This window comes from Salinisphaera sp. (genome assembly GCF_002729955.1).
In the GTDB taxonomy this organism is placed as follows: domain Bacteria; phylum Pseudomonadota; class Gammaproteobacteria; order Nevskiales; family Salinisphaeraceae; genus Salinisphaera.
In genome coordinates, this window is record NZ_PBYA01000058.1 from 32,544 (window position 1) to 47,362 (window position 14,819).

General features: G+C 65.4%; 13 protein-coding genes. 12 read left to right on the forward strand and 1 reads right to left on the reverse strand.

Annotated features, from left to right (window positions below; genetic code table 11):
* Window positions 1–22 precede the first annotated feature (22 nt).
* The 12 genes from CMN27_RS17135 to lpxC all read left to right on the forward strand — a co-directional run bounded on the left by CMN27_RS17135 (window position 23) and on the right by lpxC (window position 14,323).
* Window positions 23–1,474, forward strand: coding sequence for a UDP-N-acetylmuramoyl-L-alanyl-D-glutamate--2,6-diaminopimelate ligase (locus CMN27_RS17135; RefSeq protein WP_293628455.1), 1,452 nt, complete (start codon window positions 23–25; stop codon window positions 1,472–1,474).
* Window positions 1,471–2,853 (forward strand): UDP-N-acetylmuramoyl-tripeptide--D-alanyl-D-alanine ligase, encoded by a 1,383-nt coding sequence (gene murF / locus CMN27_RS17140; RefSeq protein ID WP_293628457.1) that lies wholly within the window; start codon window positions 1,471–1,473, stop codon window positions 2,851–2,853. Before CMN27_RS17135 ends, murF begins: the two co-directional genes overlap by 4 nt.
* Window positions 2,847–3,929 (forward strand): phospho-N-acetylmuramoyl-pentapeptide-transferase, encoded by a 1,083-nt coding sequence (mraY, locus tag CMN27_RS17145; RefSeq protein WP_293628459.1) that lies wholly within the window; start codon window positions 2,847–2,849, stop codon window positions 3,927–3,929. Before murF ends, mraY begins: the two co-directional genes overlap by 7 nt.
* Entirely contained in the window at window positions 3,926–5,266 is a 1,341-nt protein-coding gene (gene murD, locus CMN27_RS17150; protein ID WP_293628461.1) for a UDP-N-acetylmuramoyl-L-alanine--D-glutamate ligase, read from the forward strand. The genes mraY and murD overlap by 4 nt, the downstream gene beginning before the upstream one ends.
* A complete protein-coding gene (gene ftsW / locus CMN27_RS17155) occupies window positions 5,263–6,414 on the forward strand; it encodes a putative lipid II flippase FtsW (protein WP_293628463.1) in 1,152 nt (383 codons plus the stop codon). The genes murD and ftsW overlap by 4 nt, the downstream gene beginning before the upstream one ends.
* Window positions 6,411–7,514, forward strand: coding sequence for an undecaprenyldiphospho-muramoylpentapeptide beta-N-acetylglucosaminyltransferase (gene murG / locus CMN27_RS17160; RefSeq protein WP_293628465.1), 1,104 nt, complete (start codon window positions 6,411–6,413; stop codon window positions 7,512–7,514). Before ftsW ends, murG begins: the two co-directional genes overlap by 4 nt.
* Window positions 7,511–8,965, forward strand: coding sequence for a UDP-N-acetylmuramate--L-alanine ligase (murC, locus tag CMN27_RS17165; RefSeq protein WP_293628467.1), 1,455 nt, complete (start codon window positions 7,511–7,513; stop codon window positions 8,963–8,965). The genes murG and murC overlap by 4 nt, the downstream gene beginning before the upstream one ends.
* Window positions 8,962–9,927 carry a D-alanine--D-alanine ligase gene (locus CMN27_RS17170; RefSeq protein WP_293628469.1) on the forward strand — a complete coding sequence of 322 codons (966 nt, stop codon included), beginning with the start codon at window positions 8,962–8,964 and terminating at the stop codon, window positions 9,925–9,927. Before murC ends, CMN27_RS17170 begins: the two co-directional genes overlap by 4 nt.
* The gene (locus CMN27_RS17175) at window positions 9,914–10,660 is read left to right on the forward strand and encodes a cell division protein FtsQ/DivIB (RefSeq protein ID WP_293628471.1); all 747 of its coding nucleotides are present in this window, start codon (window positions 9,914–9,916) and stop codon (window positions 10,658–10,660) included. The genes CMN27_RS17170 and CMN27_RS17175 overlap by 14 nt, the downstream gene beginning before the upstream one ends.
* The gene (gene ftsA, locus CMN27_RS17180) at window positions 10,644–11,879 is read left to right on the forward strand and encodes a cell division protein FtsA (RefSeq protein ID WP_293628473.1); all 1,236 of its coding nucleotides are present in this window, start codon (window positions 10,644–10,646) and stop codon (window positions 11,877–11,879) included. The genes CMN27_RS17175 and ftsA overlap by 17 nt, the downstream gene beginning before the upstream one ends.
* Window positions 11,880–11,980: 101 nt before the next feature.
* Window positions 11,981–13,126 (forward strand): cell division protein FtsZ, encoded by a 1,146-nt coding sequence (gene ftsZ / locus CMN27_RS17185; RefSeq protein WP_293628475.1) that lies wholly within the window; start codon window positions 11,981–11,983, stop codon window positions 13,124–13,126.
* Window positions 13,127–13,405: 279 nt separating this feature from the next.
* Window positions 13,406–14,323: a UDP-3-O-acyl-N-acetylglucosamine deacetylase gene (gene lpxC / locus CMN27_RS17190; protein WP_293628477.1), complete on the forward strand. Its 918-nt coding sequence runs from the start codon at window positions 13,406–13,408 to the stop codon at window positions 14,321–14,323.
* Between the two features lie 9 nt (window positions 14,324–14,332).
* Here lpxC and CMN27_RS17195 read toward each other — a convergent pair whose 3' ends face one another.
* Window positions 14,333–14,782: a DUF721 domain-containing protein gene (locus CMN27_RS17195; protein WP_293628479.1), complete on the reverse strand. Its 450-nt coding sequence runs from the start codon at window positions 14,780–14,782 to the stop codon at window positions 14,333–14,335.
* Window positions 14,783–14,819: the final 37 nt, after the last annotated feature.

Sequence of the window (14,819 nt, forward strand, 5' to 3'; positions counted from 1 at the left end):
TGTACAAACGGCAGCGCGGCCTTTGGCCAGCCTTCTTCAGGGGCTGGCCTGCGACGTTCCGGGCGTTGATATTGCCGGCGTGGCGATCGATAGCCGCCGTGTGCAGCCGGGCGCGCTGTTTCTGGCTTACCAAGGCACGCGCAGTCACGGGCTCGACCATGTCGATGCGGCCATTGCCGCCGGCGCGGCTGCGGTGGCCTGGGACGACGCGCAGCCGCCCGTATTGAATGTGCCGAGCGTGCGCGTCGAGGCGCTGGCCGCCCAGGCGAGCCGTATTGCCGGGCGCTTCTATGGCGAGCCGTCGCAGAAGCTCTTCGTGGCCGGGGTCACCGGCACGGATGGCAAGACATCCTGTGCATGGCTGCTTTCGCATGCGCTCGAGCTTCTCGGCGCGCGCTGCGGCTATATCGGCACGCTGGGTTTCGGCTTCGCCGACGACTTGGCCGAGGCTACCCATACCACGCCCGACCCGGTCGGCGTACAGGACTGGCTGGCACGACTGGCCGCCGCCGATGCCAGCGCCGTGGCCTTCGAGGTGTCCTCGCATGCGCTCGATCAGCATCGCGTGGACGGCGTGGCCTTTGATGTGGCTGTGCTCACCCAGCTCGGCCGTGACCATCTGGATTATCACGGCAGCCTCGAAGCCTATGCCAAGGCCAAGCAGCGCCTGTTCGCTTTCGAAGGGCTGAGCAGCGTGGTGCTCAACGGCGACGACGAGCACGGCCGCCAATGGCTGGCCGCGCTGGCCGGCGACGTCACGCCGATTGCCTACGGCTGTGGCGATATGGCCGCTCTAGCCGAAAACTATGTGCGTATCGAGGCCGTCGCCACACGCATCGATGGCCTGTCGCTGACGCTGGATACGAGCTGGGGCCGGGCCTGCGTCGAAAGCACGCTCGTCGGGCGTTTCAATGCCATGAATCTGGCTGCGGTGCTGGCCGTGCTGCTGGCGCGCGGCGTCGACTTCGATACGGCGACGGCCGTGCTCGCACGGCTGGCCACGGTGCCCGGACGCATGCAGCGGGTGGATACCCGCGACGACCAGCCCATGGTGGTGGTCGACTATGCCCATACCCCGGGCGCGCTTACCCACGCGATCGCCGCCGTGCGCGAGCATGCCGCGGGGCGCGTGCTGTGCGTGTTCGGCTGCGGCGGCGACCGCGATACCGGCAAGCGCCCCCTGATGGGCGCGGCCGCCGAGGCCGCCGATGCGGTATGGATTACCGACGACAACCCGCGTAGCGAAGCGCCGGCCGCCATCGTGGCCGCGATTATGGCCGGCATGCAGGGCGATACCCCGGTGACGATCGAACACGACCGGGCTGCGGCGATCGCGAACGCGATTCATGCCGCACGGCCGGGCGATGTGGTGCTGATTGCCGGCAAGGGCCACGAAACCACCCAGCAGATCGGCGAAACGCGGCGTGTCTTCGACGACCGCGTAGCCGCGCAAGACGCGCTGGAGGCGCTATGAAAGGTCGTCTGTCGGAACTGGCACAGACTTTGAACGCAAGCCTGCACGGCCGCGATGGCGAGTATGCGGGTGCGAGCATCGATACGCGTCGGCTCGAGCGCAATGCGCTGTTCTTCGCGCTGCCGGGCGAACGCGTCGACGGGCACGATTTCGTCGCCCGGGCGGCGAGCCTGGGCGCGGCCGCAGCGGTCGTCGCCCGCGTCGTGGATTCGCCGTTACCCCAGCTGGTGGTGGCCGACGTGGAGCAGGCTCTGCAGCAGGCGGGGGCGGCGTCGCGGCGCGCTTTCGACGGCACCGTGATCGGCGTGACCGGCAGCAATGGCAAGACCACGGTCAAGCAGATGCTGGCCGCGATTCTGGCCGAAGCCGGTTCCGTGCTCGCCACCGAAGGCAACCTCAACAACCACCTGGGCGTGCCGATTACGCTCATGCGCCTGGACGACAGCGTCAATCGCGCGGTCATCGAAATGGGCGCCTCCCATGCCGGCGAGATCGCCATGCTGGCCGAACTGGTACGTCCGAAGGTGGGCATGGTCACGAATGCCGGCATGGCCCATATCGAGGGTTTCGGCAGTCGGGAGGGCGTGGCCCGGGCCAAGGGCGAAATGTTCGCGGGGCTCGACGCCGATGGTATCGCCGTGATCAACGGCGACGACGATTTTGCGCCGCTCTGGCACGAACTGGCGGGCGATCGCCAGCGGCTGGTGTTCGCCCGCCATGCACGGGCCGAAGCGGATGTGTTCGCCAGCGATATCGAGCTGGGCGCCGACCATAGCCGCTTCACCCTGCATACCCCGACGGGCGCGGCCGATATCGTGCTGCCGCTGGCGGGTGCGCACAACATCAGCAATGCGCTGGCAGCCGCCGCCGCGGCCAGCGCCATCGAACTCGACGCCGATCTCATCGCGCGTGCGCTCGGGGCGATGAAAGGCGTGGGCGGCCGCCTCGCGATCATCGCCGGCCGCCATGGTGCGCGCCTGATCGACGACAGTTACAACGCCAACCCCAACTCGCTCGCCGCCGCCCTGGGCTGGCTGGCCCAGCAGCGTGGTGCGCGCTGGGCCGCGCTCGGCGATATGGCCGAGCTCGGCGACCAGGCTGAACAGGCACACCGCGATGCCGGGCGCGCGGCCCGCGAATCCGGCATCGAACGGCTATGGGTTACCGGCGAACTCAGCCGGCTCACCGCCGAAGCCTTTGGCCCGGGCGCGCAATGGTTCGCCAACCACGGCGAGCTGATCGCGGCACTCGAAACCGCGCTGTCGGTACGCCAGAGCGAAACGACCCTGCTCATCAAGGGCTCGCGCAGCGCACGCATGGATCGCGTGGCCGACGCGCTTGCCCTGCAGGCCAATGCCAAGGCGGGGGTGTCATGCTGACCTTTCTTGCCGAATGGCTCGAGCCGTTGCACAGCGGTTTTAGGGTATTTCAGTTCATCACGTTGCGCGCGATTCTCGGCGTGCTGACGGCGATGGTGTTTTCGTTCGTCTTCGGCCCGATGATGATCCGCAAGCTGACGTTCCACCAGATCGGCCAGCACGTGCGCGACGACGGTCCGCAGAGTCATCTGGTCAAGGCCGGCACGCCCACCATGGGCGGCACGCTCATCATTGCCGCCGTGCTGGTGGCGACCTTGCTCTGGGGCGATCTGAGCAACCGCTGGGTATGGCTGGTGATGCTGGTCACGGCTGCATTCGGGGTCATCGGTTTTCTCGACGATTACCGCAAGCTCAAGTTCGGCAACAGCAAGGGGCTCTCGGCCAAGGCCAAATACAGCGCCCAGACGCTCGTGGGCCTTGCCGCCGGGCTGTGGCTGTATCTGGGCGCGACCAGTTCCGCCGAAACCAGCGTGCTCATTCCCATGCTCAAGGACGTGTCGGTGCCGCTGGGCGCCGGTTATATCCTGTGGAGCTATCTGGTGATCGTGGGTTCGAGCAACGCGGTAAATCTCACCGACGGCCTCGATGGGCTGGCGATCATGCCCTGCGTACTGGTGGCCTCGGCGCTGGCGGTATTCGCCTATGTCGCCGGCAACGTGCAGTTCGCCGACTATCTGGGCTTTGCCTATATCGAAGGCGTGGGCGAGCTGTCGATCTTCTGTACCGCCATCGGCGGCGCGGGGCTGGGTTTTCTGTGGTTCAACGCCTATCCGGCCCAGGTCTTCATGGGCGACGTCGGCGCGCTTGCCCTGGGTGCCGCGCTTGGCGTGGTCGCCGTGGCCGTGCGCCAGGAGCTGGTGCTGGTGGTCATGGGCGGCATCTTCGTGGCCGAAACGGTGTCGGTGATCCTGCAGGTGGCGACCTTCAAGCTTACCGGCAAGCGCATGTTCCGCATGGCGCCGCTGCACCACCATTTTGAACTCAAGGGCTGGCCCGAGCCCAAGATCATCGTGCGCTTCTGGATCGTCACGCTGGTGCTGGTCCTGATTGGTTTGTCCACGTTGAAGATCCGATGAGCGGCCTGCGCGAACAACTCGCCAATGCCGCCGTGCTGGTGGTTGGCTGCGGCCTGTCCGGCGTTTCCGCAGCGCGTTTTGCGAGTGCCTGCGGCGCGCGCGTGCGGGTGGTCGATACCCGCGAAGAGCCGCCGGGTGCCGCGGCCCTGGCCGAGGCCTGCCCGCAGGCTAGCCTCGTGGTGGGCGAATTCAACCCGCTGCTGCTCGAAGGCATGAGCCATATCGTGGTCTCGCCGGGCGTGGATCTGCGCGAGCCGCTGATCCAGGCCGCTCGTGATCGTGGCATGGATGTGGTCGGCGACATCGAATGGTTTGCCCAGGTCGTCGATGCGCCGGTGGTCGCGATCACCGGTTCCAACGGCAAGTCCACTGTCACCGCCTGGATGGGCGAGATCGCGAAGACGGCCGGCAAGCGGTATGCCATTGGCGGCAATTTCGGCACGCCGGCGCTGGATCTGCTGGCCGACGATATCGAACTCTATGTGCTGGAACTGTCGAGTTTCCAGCTCGAGCTGACGCACCGACTGCCGGCGCAGGCCGCGACGGTACTCAATATCAGCGCCGATCATATTGATCGCCATGGCGATATCGAGCACTACGCCGCGCTCAAGGCGCGCATTTTCACGGCCGCCGAAGTGGCGGTGATCAACGGCGACGATGCCCGGGTGGCGGCCATGGCCACCGGCACGGCCGAAGTGATGCAGTTCGGCGAAGCCGAAAACGCCGACTATCGACTGGTCGAGGCCGACGGCAGGCGTCATCTGGCGCGCGGCGAACAGCCGTGGCTGGCCTGCGACGAGCTGCGTCTGGCGGGTCGTCACAACCAGCTCAATGCGCTGGCGGTATGGGCGCTGGCCGAAGCCGCCGGTATGGATGAAAAGGCCATCCGTCGCGGTCTTGCACAGTTCGCGGGCCTGCCACACCGCTGCGAAACCGTGGCCGAAATCGATGGCGTGCGCTGGATCAACGACTCCAAGGGCACGAACCTGGGCGCGATGATGGCATCGCTTTCCGGCATGGATACGCCGGTGCTGCTGCTGGCCGGCGGTCAGGCCAAGGGCGCCGACTTTACCGCCCTCGGTCCGCTCGCCGCGCAGAAAGCACGGGTCGTGATCGTGTTCGGGCAGGACGCCGAACTGATCGCCGCGGCAGTCGAGGATCATGTCGCGGTCGAACGCGTCATGACGCTGCGCGATGCGGTACAGCAGGCTTCGACACGGGCCGAACGCGGCGATACGGTGCTGCTGTCGCCGGGCTGCGCGAGCTTCGATCAGTTCGACAACTACGTGCATCGCGGCGAGAGCTTCGTGGCCGCCGTACAGGAGCTGGCGGCATGATTCGCGCACTGCAGAGCATTCAACTGCCGCGGGTACAGCCCGATGTCGCGCTCATGGTCGCGTTGGCGCTGATCGGCGGCATCGGTCTGGTAATGGTGGGTTCGGCATCGGTCGCGGTTGCCGATCGGCTGACCGACGATCCCATGTATTTCTTCTATCGTCAGGCGGTTTTCGCTCTGGTGGGGCTGGTGGCCGGCTTTGTCGTGCTGCATGTGCCCATGCGCGTGTGGCAGGCGAATACCTTCACCCTGCTGGGCATCGGTCTGCTGTTACTGGTGATCGTGCTCATTCCGGGTATCGGCCATGCCGTCAACGGCGCCCGTCGCTGGATCGATCTGGGGCCGTTTTCCATGCAGGCTTCGGAGCCGGCCCGCTTCTGTCTCATTCTTTATGTCGCCGGCTATGCTGCGCGCCGCCAGAACGAGCTCGCCACCAGCTGGGGCGGGCTGTTCCGGCCGATGTTCTTCATGGCGCTGGCGAGCTTTCTGCTACTGATCGAGCCGGACTTCGGCGCGGCGGCGGTGATGGTGGCCGTGGCGGCCATGATTCTGTTCCTGGCCGGGGCGCGGCTGACCTATTTGCTCGTGCTCGGCACGCTTGCTGGTGCCGCCGTAGTCGGCCTGGTGCTGTCCTCGCCGTATCGCCTCGCGCGTCTGCTGAGCTTTTCCGACCCGTGGGCGCATCCCTATGCCAGCGGTTTCCAGCTCACCCAGTCGCTGATCGCCATCGGCCGCGGCGAAATCGCCGGCGTGGGCCTGGGCAATTCGGTTCAGAAACTGTTGTATCTGCCGGAAACCCATACCGACTTCCTGTTCGCCGTCTATGCCGAGGAATTCGGCCTGATCGGCACGGTGCTGCTGATCGGCCTGTTCGCGACCGTGGTCTGGCGGGGCTTCGTCATCGCACGCCGTGCGGTGCTCGCCGACCAGCTGTTTGCCGGCTTCGTGGCCTACGGCATGTCCAGCTGGCTGGTATTGCAGGCGTTTCTCAATATCGCGGTGAACATGGGCCTGCTGCCGACCAAGGGGCTGACCCTGCCGTTGATGAGCTATGGCGGCTCCAGCCTGGTGATGATGTGCGTGCTCTGTGCGCTGCTGCTGCGCGTGGATATCGAAACCCGCATGCCCGAAAAGGCAGGTGCGCGATGAGTGCGCCAGTGGGCAAGACCGCAAACGCGCCGCACGTGCTGATCATGGCCGGCGGAACGGGCGGGCACGTCTTCCCTGCGCTGGCGGTGGCCAAGGCGCTGCTGGCGCGCGGCGTGCAGGTGAGCTGGCTGGGCACGGCGGCCGGTATCGAGGCGCGGCTGGTGCCGGCCAACGACCTGCCGCTGCATACCATCGATGTCGCCGGCCTGCGCGGCAAGGGCATGCTCTCGTGGCTGGCCGCGCCGCTGCGGCTGGCGCGTGCCTGTCTGCAGGCGCTGGGCGTGGTGCGTCGGGTGGCGCCGCAGCTGGTGGTCGGCATGGGCGGTTTCGCCGCCGGGCCGGGCGGGCTGGCCGCGCGTCTGACCGGGCGGCCGCTGCTCATTCACGAACAGAACGCTGCCGCGGGGCTGACCAACCGCCTGCTGGCGCGCATGGCCAATACGGTACTGCAGGCATTTCCGAACACCTTTGCCGGCAACAGGGCCCGCAGCGTCGGCAACCCGGTGCGCGCCGAAATTCTGGATCTGCCAGTGCCGGCAGAGCGCTTCGCGGATCGCGATGGCCCGGTGCGCCTGCTCGTGCTCGGCGGCAGCGGCGGCGCGCTGGCCATCAACGAACGCGTGCCGGCAGCGCTGGCTCGTATCGATACGAACAGGCGTCCGCTGGTTCGTCATCAGGCCGGACGCACGCTCGAACAGGCGCAGGCGGCTTATGCGAAGGCCGGTGTGGAGGCCGATGTGAGCGCCTTCATCGATGACATGGCCGCAGCCTATGCCTGGGCTGACGTGGTGATCTGTCGCAGCGGTGCTCTCACCGTGGCCGAACTGGCGGCCGCCGGCGTGGCCGCGCTGCTCGTGCCCTATCCGTTTGCGGTGGACGATCACCAGCGCGCCAATGGCCAGTACCTGGTGGATGCGGGTGCTGCGACGCTGATCGATCAGTCCGAATTGAGCGTTGAGCGCCTCGCCGAAGAGATCGAGCGCCTGTGCGCCGATCGCAACGCCCTGCGCGAACGCGCCGAGGCGGCTCGCCGCGTGGCCTGGCCGCATTCGACCGACGATATCGTCGCCGCCTGCTTCGACACCATGGAGGCTGCATGATCGCGCCCCAGGGACGTCACCCCAATGGCGATTTTCAGCCGCTGGCCGAACGGCCGATGCGGCGCGTACGCACCGTACACATGGTGGGCATCGGCGGCGTCGGCATGGCCGGTATTGCCAGCGTGCTGCTCAACCTCGGCTATGCCGTGACCGGCAGCGATATCAAGGACGGCGTCACCACGCAGGCGCTGGCCGCTCAGGGCGCGAAGATATTCATTGGCCATGCGGCGGAGAACGTCGAAAGTGCGGATGTCGTGGTCGTATCCACCGCGGTGTCCGAGGACAACCCCGAGGTCGCGACCGCACATGAGCGTCTCGTGCCGGTGGTTCGCCGTGCCGAAATGCTGGCCGAACTCATGCGTTTTCGCTACGGCATCGCCGTGGCGGGTACTCATGGCAAGACCACCACCACGAGTCTGGTTGCCGCGCTGCTGGCCGGCGGCGGGCTGGACCCGACCTTCATCGTCGGCGGCAAGGTGCTGGGTGCGAACAGCAATGCTCGTCTGGGCGAGGGGCCCTATCTGGTCGCCGAGGCCGACGAGTCCGACGCGAGCTTCCTGTTTCTGACGCCGATGATGGCGATCGTCACCAATATCGATGCCGATCACCTGGAAACCTACGGCGGCGAGTTCTCGCGCCTGACCGAAACCTTCGTCGAATTCCTGCACCACCTGCCGTTCTACGGCCTGGCCGTGCTCTGCGCCGACGACCCGGTGGTGCGTTCGATTCTGGCCGACGTGGGCCGGCCGATCGTGACCTACGGTATCGACCACGACGCCGACATCATGGCCGAGGATCTGGCCTTCGACGGCACGGGTACGCGCTTCACGCTGCGCCGTAGCGGCGAGCCGGGCCATGCCGTCCACCTCAATCTGCCGGGCAAGCACAACGTGCTCAATGCCCTGGCCGCCGCCGCGGTGGCGCACGAGCTGGGCGTGGACATGGCCGCGATCGGCGAAGCGCTGTCGCAGTTCGCCGGCATCGGCCGTCGTTGCGAAGTGCATGGCGAGATCGTGCTTGCCGACCAGCGGGTGCTGCTGGTCGACGACTACGGCCATCACCCGCGCGAACTGGTGAGCATCATCAGCGCCGCGCGCAACGCCTGGCCGGATCGGCGGCTGGTGGTGGTGTTTCAGCCGCATCGTTTCTCGCGAACCCGCGATCTGTTCGACGACTTCTGCCAGGTGCTGGCGGAGCTGAACGTGCTCGTGCTCTGCGAAGTCTATGCCGCGGGCGAACATCCGATTGCCGGCGCGGACGGACGGGCGCTGGCACGCGGCGTGCGTGCGCGCGGCAAGGTCGACCCGGTATTCGTCGACGACGTGCAGCGCCTTGGTGACGTACTCAGCGGCGTGGTGCGCGACGGCGACGTACTGCTCACTCTAGGGGCCGGCGATATCGGCGCGGTGGCCCAGCAGATGGCTCGTACTTTCAAGGAAGCAACGACATGAACAACCCGCGTATTACCGATGCGAGCGCGTTCGGCCGTGTTGCCGTGCTGATGGGCGGCTGGTCCGCCGAGCGAGCCGTGTCCCTGGATTCCGGCACGGCCGTGGGGGCTGCCCTGGAGCGTCGCGGCGTCGATGTCACGGTGATCGACGTCGACCAGCAGCGTGTGCTCGGCCTGGCCGAGGAAGGCTTCGACCGCGTGTGGCTGGCATTGCATGGCCGCGGCGGGGAAGACGGCCTGGTTCAGGGCGCGCTCGAGCTGCAGGGGCTGCCGTATACGGGCAGCGGCGTGCTGGCCAGTGCGCTGTCGATGGACAAGGTGCGCACGAAAGCGCTATGGGCCGCGCAGGGGATTCCCACGCCGGCCCATCGGCTGCTGGATGCGCGCACCGACTCGCAGGCCGTGGTCGACGCGCTCGGACTGCCGTTGATCGTCAAGCCCGTGCATGAAGGCTCGACCATCGGCATCAGCAAGGTCGAGCGCGTCGAGGATCTGGACGCCGCGCGCGCTGCGGCGGCGAAATACGACCGTGAAGTCATGGCCGAGCAGTTCGTGGCCGGGCCCGAATACACGGCCTCGATTCTGGACGGCCGCGCCTTGCCGCTGATTCATATTGAGCCGTCCAGCGGTTTCTACGACTACGAAGCGAAGTACGTCGCCGACGACACGCTTTATCACTGCCCCTGCGATCTCGAACAGGGCCGCGAGGCCGAGCTGCAGCGCCTGGCGCTGCGCGCGTTCGAAATCACCGGGGCGCGCGGCTGGGGGCGCGTCGACTTCATGCTCGACGACGCCGGCCAGCCCTGGTTTCTGGAACTCAACGCCATTCCCGGCATGACTTCGCATTCGCTGGTGCCCATGGCGGCCCGCGCGGCGGGAATGGATTTCGACGAACTGGTGTGGCGCATTCTTGCCGCCACGCTGACCACGGCTAATCAGGAGAAAGACAATGAATTGGCGTGAACCCAAGCGCTGGCGGGATGCCCTGTTGGGCGCGGGCCTGCTGCTGGGTGTGGCAGCCTGTACCTGGCAGGGCATCAAACCGGAAGGCGAAGCCGCCCGGCACCTGTATATTAGCGGCGATGCGGTGCATGTCAGCGACGATCGGATCGCGGAAATCGCGGCCCCGTATCTGGATGCCTCCTTCTTCGACGTCGATCTGGAAGGGCTGCAGGCCAAGCTGGGCAATCTGGCCTGGTTGCGCGAGGTGAAAGTCTCGCGCCACTGGCCGGATGGCGTGGTCGTACGGTTAAGCGAGCATGAGCCCGTTGCGCTCTGGGGCGAAAACGGCGTGCTTGCAAAAGACGGGCAGGTTTTCACACCCTCCGCGGATACGCGGCCGACCGGGCTGGCACAGCTCGATGGCCCGGATACCGCGGGTCTGAAGGTCTACAACAGGTATCGCAAACTGGCCAAGACGCTGGCGGCGTCCGGCGTCGAGCTGCATAGTCTCGCCCTGGACGCGCGCGGCTCGTGGAGCGCGCAGCTGGCCGATGGGCTGGAACTGCGGCTGGGCCGCGACGATATCGATGCCCGCGTGCAGCGCTTCGTGCGCTATGCGCTGGGTGATGAACAGGCGCGCAGGCGACTGGCCGAAGCCGGCTATGTGGATCTGCGCTATAGCGACGGTTTTGCAGTCGGCGGCACGCGTGCCGCGACCGGCAATCAGGAGAAAGGTGATGAGCAAGCGGCCTGACCAGAATCTCGTCGTCGGCCTCGATATTGGCACCTCCAAGGTTGCCTGTATCGTTGCCGAGGTGAACGAGGGCAAGCTCGAGATCATTGGTCTGGGTAGTGCGCCGTCGCGCGGCATGAAGAAGGGGATGGTGGTCAATATCGAATCCACCACCGATTCCATTCGTCGCGCGGTCGAGGAAGCGGAATTGATGGCCGGCTGCCGGATTCAGTCCGTGCACTGCGGCATATCGGGCGCGCATGTGCGCTCGCTGAATTCGCACGGCATCGTGGCGGTGCGTAACAAGGAAGTCACCGAATCCGATATCGAGCGCGTGATCGACGCCGCCTGTGCGGTGGCGATCCCGGCCGATCAGAAGATCCTGCACGTACTGCCGCAGGAATTTGCCGTCGACGATAACGAAGGCATTCAGGAGCCGGTCGGCATGTCCGGCGTGCGCCTGGAAGCCAAGGTGCATATCGTGACGGGTGCCGTGACCTCGGCGCAGAATATTCAGAAATGCGTTGGCCGCTGCGGTCTGGAAGTCTCCAAGCTGTCGCTGGAACAGCTCGCGTCGAGCTATGCGGTGCTCTCCGACGACGAAAAGGATCTGGGCGTGGCGCTGGTGGATATCGGCGGCGGCACCTCGGATATTGCGGTGTTCGTGAATGGCTCGATCCGCCATACCGCGGTGATTCCGATTGCCGGCGATCAGGTGACCAACGATATTGCCGTGGCGCTGCGTACGCCCACCCAGCATGCCGAGGGCATCAAGATTCGCTATGGCTGTGCCTTGCCGGAACTCATCGAGGACGACGATGCCATTGAGGTACCGAGCGTGGGCGAACGCCCGCCGCGGCGGCTGTCGCGCTATACGCTCGCCGAGGTGATCAAGCCGCGCTACGAAGAGCTGTTCATGCTCATCCACAAGGAGCTGGTGCGCTCCGGCTTCGAGGATCTGCTGGCCGGCGGCGTGGTCATTACCGGTGGCTCATCGAAAATGGAAGGGCTCACCGATCTGGCTGAAGAGGTGTTCCACATGTCGGTTCGTCTGGGCACGCCCCAGCGCGTACAGGGGCTTTCGGATGTAGTGAAGAATCCGATCCATGCCACGGGCGTGGGTCTGCTCGAGTTCGGTAATCGTTCCCAGCCGCGGCCGGGGATCGATATTTCCAATAAAGACAATTCGTTTGCGCAGGTCTGGGAGCGGATGAAGGCCTGGTTCCAGGGGAATTTCTAGTTTCGCGTTCGATCAACGTCGGTCAATCGCCGGCAGTCGCCGGCCCGACACAAAAGTTTTTCCGCAAGGAAAAAGCACGGCAACCAAGATAGAGGTGCATCATGCCTGAAGTATTTGAATTTGCAGATCAAAAGACCGATAAGGCCATAATCAAGGTCATCGGCGTCGGCGGTGGCGGCGGCAACACCATCAACCAGATGGTCAACGGCGGCATCGAGGGCGTGGATTTCATCTGTGCCAACACCGACGCCCAGCATCTGGAGCGTTGCGACGCCGACGTGCTCGTACAGCTCGGCATGAACGTCACCCGTGGCCTGGGCGCCGGTGCGGATCCGGCCATCGGCCGTCAGGCCGCCGAAGAGGATCGCGATCGTATTCGTGAATCCATCGAAGGCGCGGACATGCTGTTCATCACCGCCGGCATGGGCGGCGGCACCGGCACCGGCGCGGCACCGGTCGTGGCCGAGATCGCCCGCGAAATGGGTATTCTGACCCTGGCGGTCGTGACCAAGCCGTTCCCGTTCGAGCGCGGCCGTCGCATGGAAATCGCCAAGCAGGGCATCGAAGAGCTGGGTCGTTATGTCGACTCGCTGATCGTGATCCCGAACGAAAAGCTGCTCACCGCGCTGGGCAAGGCCACCACGCTGAAGAACGCCTTCCAGGCGGCCAACAACGTGCTGCATAACGCGGTGCAGGGCATTTCCGACCTGATCACCCGTCCGGGCGTGATCAACGTCGACTTTGCCGACGTGCGTCGCGTGATGTCGGTCCAGGGCATGGCCATGATGGGCCGCGCCACGGCCGTCGGCGACGACCGTGCCCGCGAAGCCGCGGAAGCCGCGCTGGCCTCGCCGCTGCTGGACGATCTGAGCCTGCACGGCGCCCAGGGCCTGCTGGTCAACGTCTCCGGCGACGAGAATCTGGGCATCCACGAATTCCAGATCGTCAACGAAGTCATCGCCGACATGGGCGCGGACAATGCCGAAGTCATCGTCGGCATGGCCGAAGATCCGAGCATGGGCGACGAAATCTGCGTGACCGTCGTGGCCACGGGCCTGGGTCGTCAGGCCGAAGAGCGCGAAGCCATTCGTGCGGTCAAGCGTGATGCCGGCGGCCAGATGCGCTACGAGGATCTGGATCGTCCCACCGTGATCCGTAACCGTCCGCAGCAGTCCTCGCGTGAGAACGCCGCGGTCGATATGGATTACTTCGACGTGCCGGCGTTCCTGCGTAACCAGGCCGACTAAGCGGCATGGTTGGAGGGCGTCTGCCAGAGCCGGCCTACGGGCCGGCGGTAGTCGAAAACATGCCGGTTGGCGGTAGCCGTGCGCTGCCAACCGGCATCCCTATGTTAATCTAAGCGGCTTTGCGGACCGGGCTTTTTCGGGTTCCGGGCGCGAGCAGTAGCAGGACGCGGCGAGTTAAGGCGAAATTAAGCCACTGTGCATAAAGTATCTGACCGTCAGGTGACGGCTTTATGACATGGCACGCCGAGCATGACAAACCGCCACAAGGATAAAAACTCGATGCTTAGACAACGCACCTTGAAGAATCCCATCCGGGCGACCGGCGTCGGCTTGCATACCGGCCAGAAGGTTTATATGACCCTGCGCCCGGCACAGGCTGACATGGGCATCGTGTTTCGTCGTACGGACTGTTCTCCGGTCAAGGAGTTCCGTGGCGATGCATTCAAGGTGGGCGATACGACGCTGGCGACCACGCTCGTTGACGACGGCGTGCGCGTGCAGACGGTCGAGCATCTGCTTTCGGCCATGGCAGGCCTGGGCATCGACAACGCGATCGTCGAGCTCTCGTCGGACGAGCTGCCGATCATGGACGGCAGTGCCGGTCCTTTCGTTTTCCTGATTCAGTCGGCCGGCATCCAGGAGCTGGATGCGCCGAAGAAGTTCATCCGTATCAAGCGTTCGGTTCAGGTCACCGACGGTGACAAATGGGCGCGCTTTGACCCGTTCGACGGCTTCAAGGTGAGCTTCTGTATCGATTTCGATCATCCGGCGTTCGATTCCGACACCCAGTCTGCGACCGTCGATTTCTCCACGACCTCGTTCGTGCGTGAAGTCAGCCGTGCGCGGACCTTCGGCTTCATGCGCGATATCGAATTCCTGCGCTCGAACAATCTCGCGCGCGGCGGCAGCATGGATAATGCCGTTGTTCTTGACGACTATCGCGTGCTCAACGCCGATGGTCTGCGCTACGACAACGAATTCGTGCGCCACAAGATCCTCGACGCGATCGGCGATCTCTATCTGCTCGGTCACGGCCTGATCGGCAGCTATTCCGGCTACAAGTCCGGGCATGCGCTCAACAACAAGCTGTTGCGTGCGCTGCTCTCGGAAGAAAAAGCCTGGGAAGAGGTCACCTACGAGGATATCGAGGATTCCCCGATCTCCTACATCAACGCCCGCCCCGTCGCGGCCGCGTAGATATCCGGGCTAGCCGTTGTCGCGGCGCCCGGCCTCGGCCAGGCGCGCGAGCGCGTCGGCCAGCTGTTTATCGCCAATATAGGCGGCGCTGCGGCGTAGATGCGCCCGCGCCGTATCGCTGATCGTGCGCACCACCTCCGGGGGCGGCGTAGGCGTCAGGTCCGGGCGCACCTTGATCTCGACGCCCTCGATATGCAGGCGCATGCGCTGGGCGAGCGCCTGGACGATCGCCGGCTGCATATAGCGTAGTCGGGTCGCCCAGCCCGCATGGGTGACGTGCAGGCGCAGGCGATAGCCTTCATAGGCCGCGACACGCACATGCGGGCCGGCGGCATCCGGCAGAATCTCGAGCAGCGCCTGGCGCATGCGTTCCAGAAAGCGGGCGCGTCCGATCAGATCGGCAATATCCGGGGTCGCTGTATGCAGCAGGGACTGGATTGATTGCGGTGTCGTCCCCATGCTCTTCCCAGGCCGACGCGAACGGATTGTTTCAAGC

Excerpts from the sequence above, each read along its gene's own strand:
- murG (WP_293628465.1), top strand. The coding sequence starts at position 6,411 with ATGAGTGCGCCAGTGGGCAAGACCGCAAACGCGCCGCACGTGCTGATC.
- mraY (WP_293628459.1), top strand. The coding sequence starts at position 2,847 with ATGCTGACCTTTCTTGCCGAATGGCTCGAGCCGTTGCACAGCGGTTTT.
- lpxC (WP_293628477.1), top strand. The coding sequence starts at position 13,406 with ATGCTTAGACAACGCACCTTGAAGAATCCCATCCGGGCGACCGGCGTC.
- murF (WP_293628457.1), top strand. The coding sequence starts at position 1,471 with ATGAAAGGTCGTCTGTCGGAACTGGCACAGACTTTGAACGCAAGCCTG.
- murD (WP_293628461.1), top strand. The coding sequence starts at position 3,926 with ATGAGCGGCCTGCGCGAACAACTCGCCAATGCCGCCGTGCTGGTGGTT.
- ftsZ (WP_293628475.1), top strand. The coding sequence starts at position 11,981 with ATGCCTGAAGTATTTGAATTTGCAGATCAAAAGACCGATAAGGCCATA.
- CMN27_RS17195 (WP_293628479.1), bottom strand. The coding sequence starts at position 14,782 with ATGGGGACGACACCGCAATCAATCCAGTCCCTGCTGCATACAGCGACC.
- ftsA (WP_293628473.1), top strand. The coding sequence starts at position 10,644 with ATGAGCAAGCGGCCTGACCAGAATCTCGTCGTCGGCCTCGATATTGGC.
- CMN27_RS17170 (WP_293628469.1), top strand. The coding sequence starts at position 8,962 with ATGAACAACCCGCGTATTACCGATGCGAGCGCGTTCGGCCGTGTTGCC.
- CMN27_RS17175 (WP_293628471.1), top strand. The coding sequence starts at position 9,914 with ATGAATTGGCGTGAACCCAAGCGCTGGCGGGATGCCCTGTTGGGCGCG.
- ftsW (WP_293628463.1), top strand. The coding sequence starts at position 5,263 with ATGATTCGCGCACTGCAGAGCATTCAACTGCCGCGGGTACAGCCCGAT.
- murC (WP_293628467.1), top strand. The coding sequence starts at position 7,511 with ATGATCGCGCCCCAGGGACGTCACCCCAATGGCGATTTTCAGCCGCTG.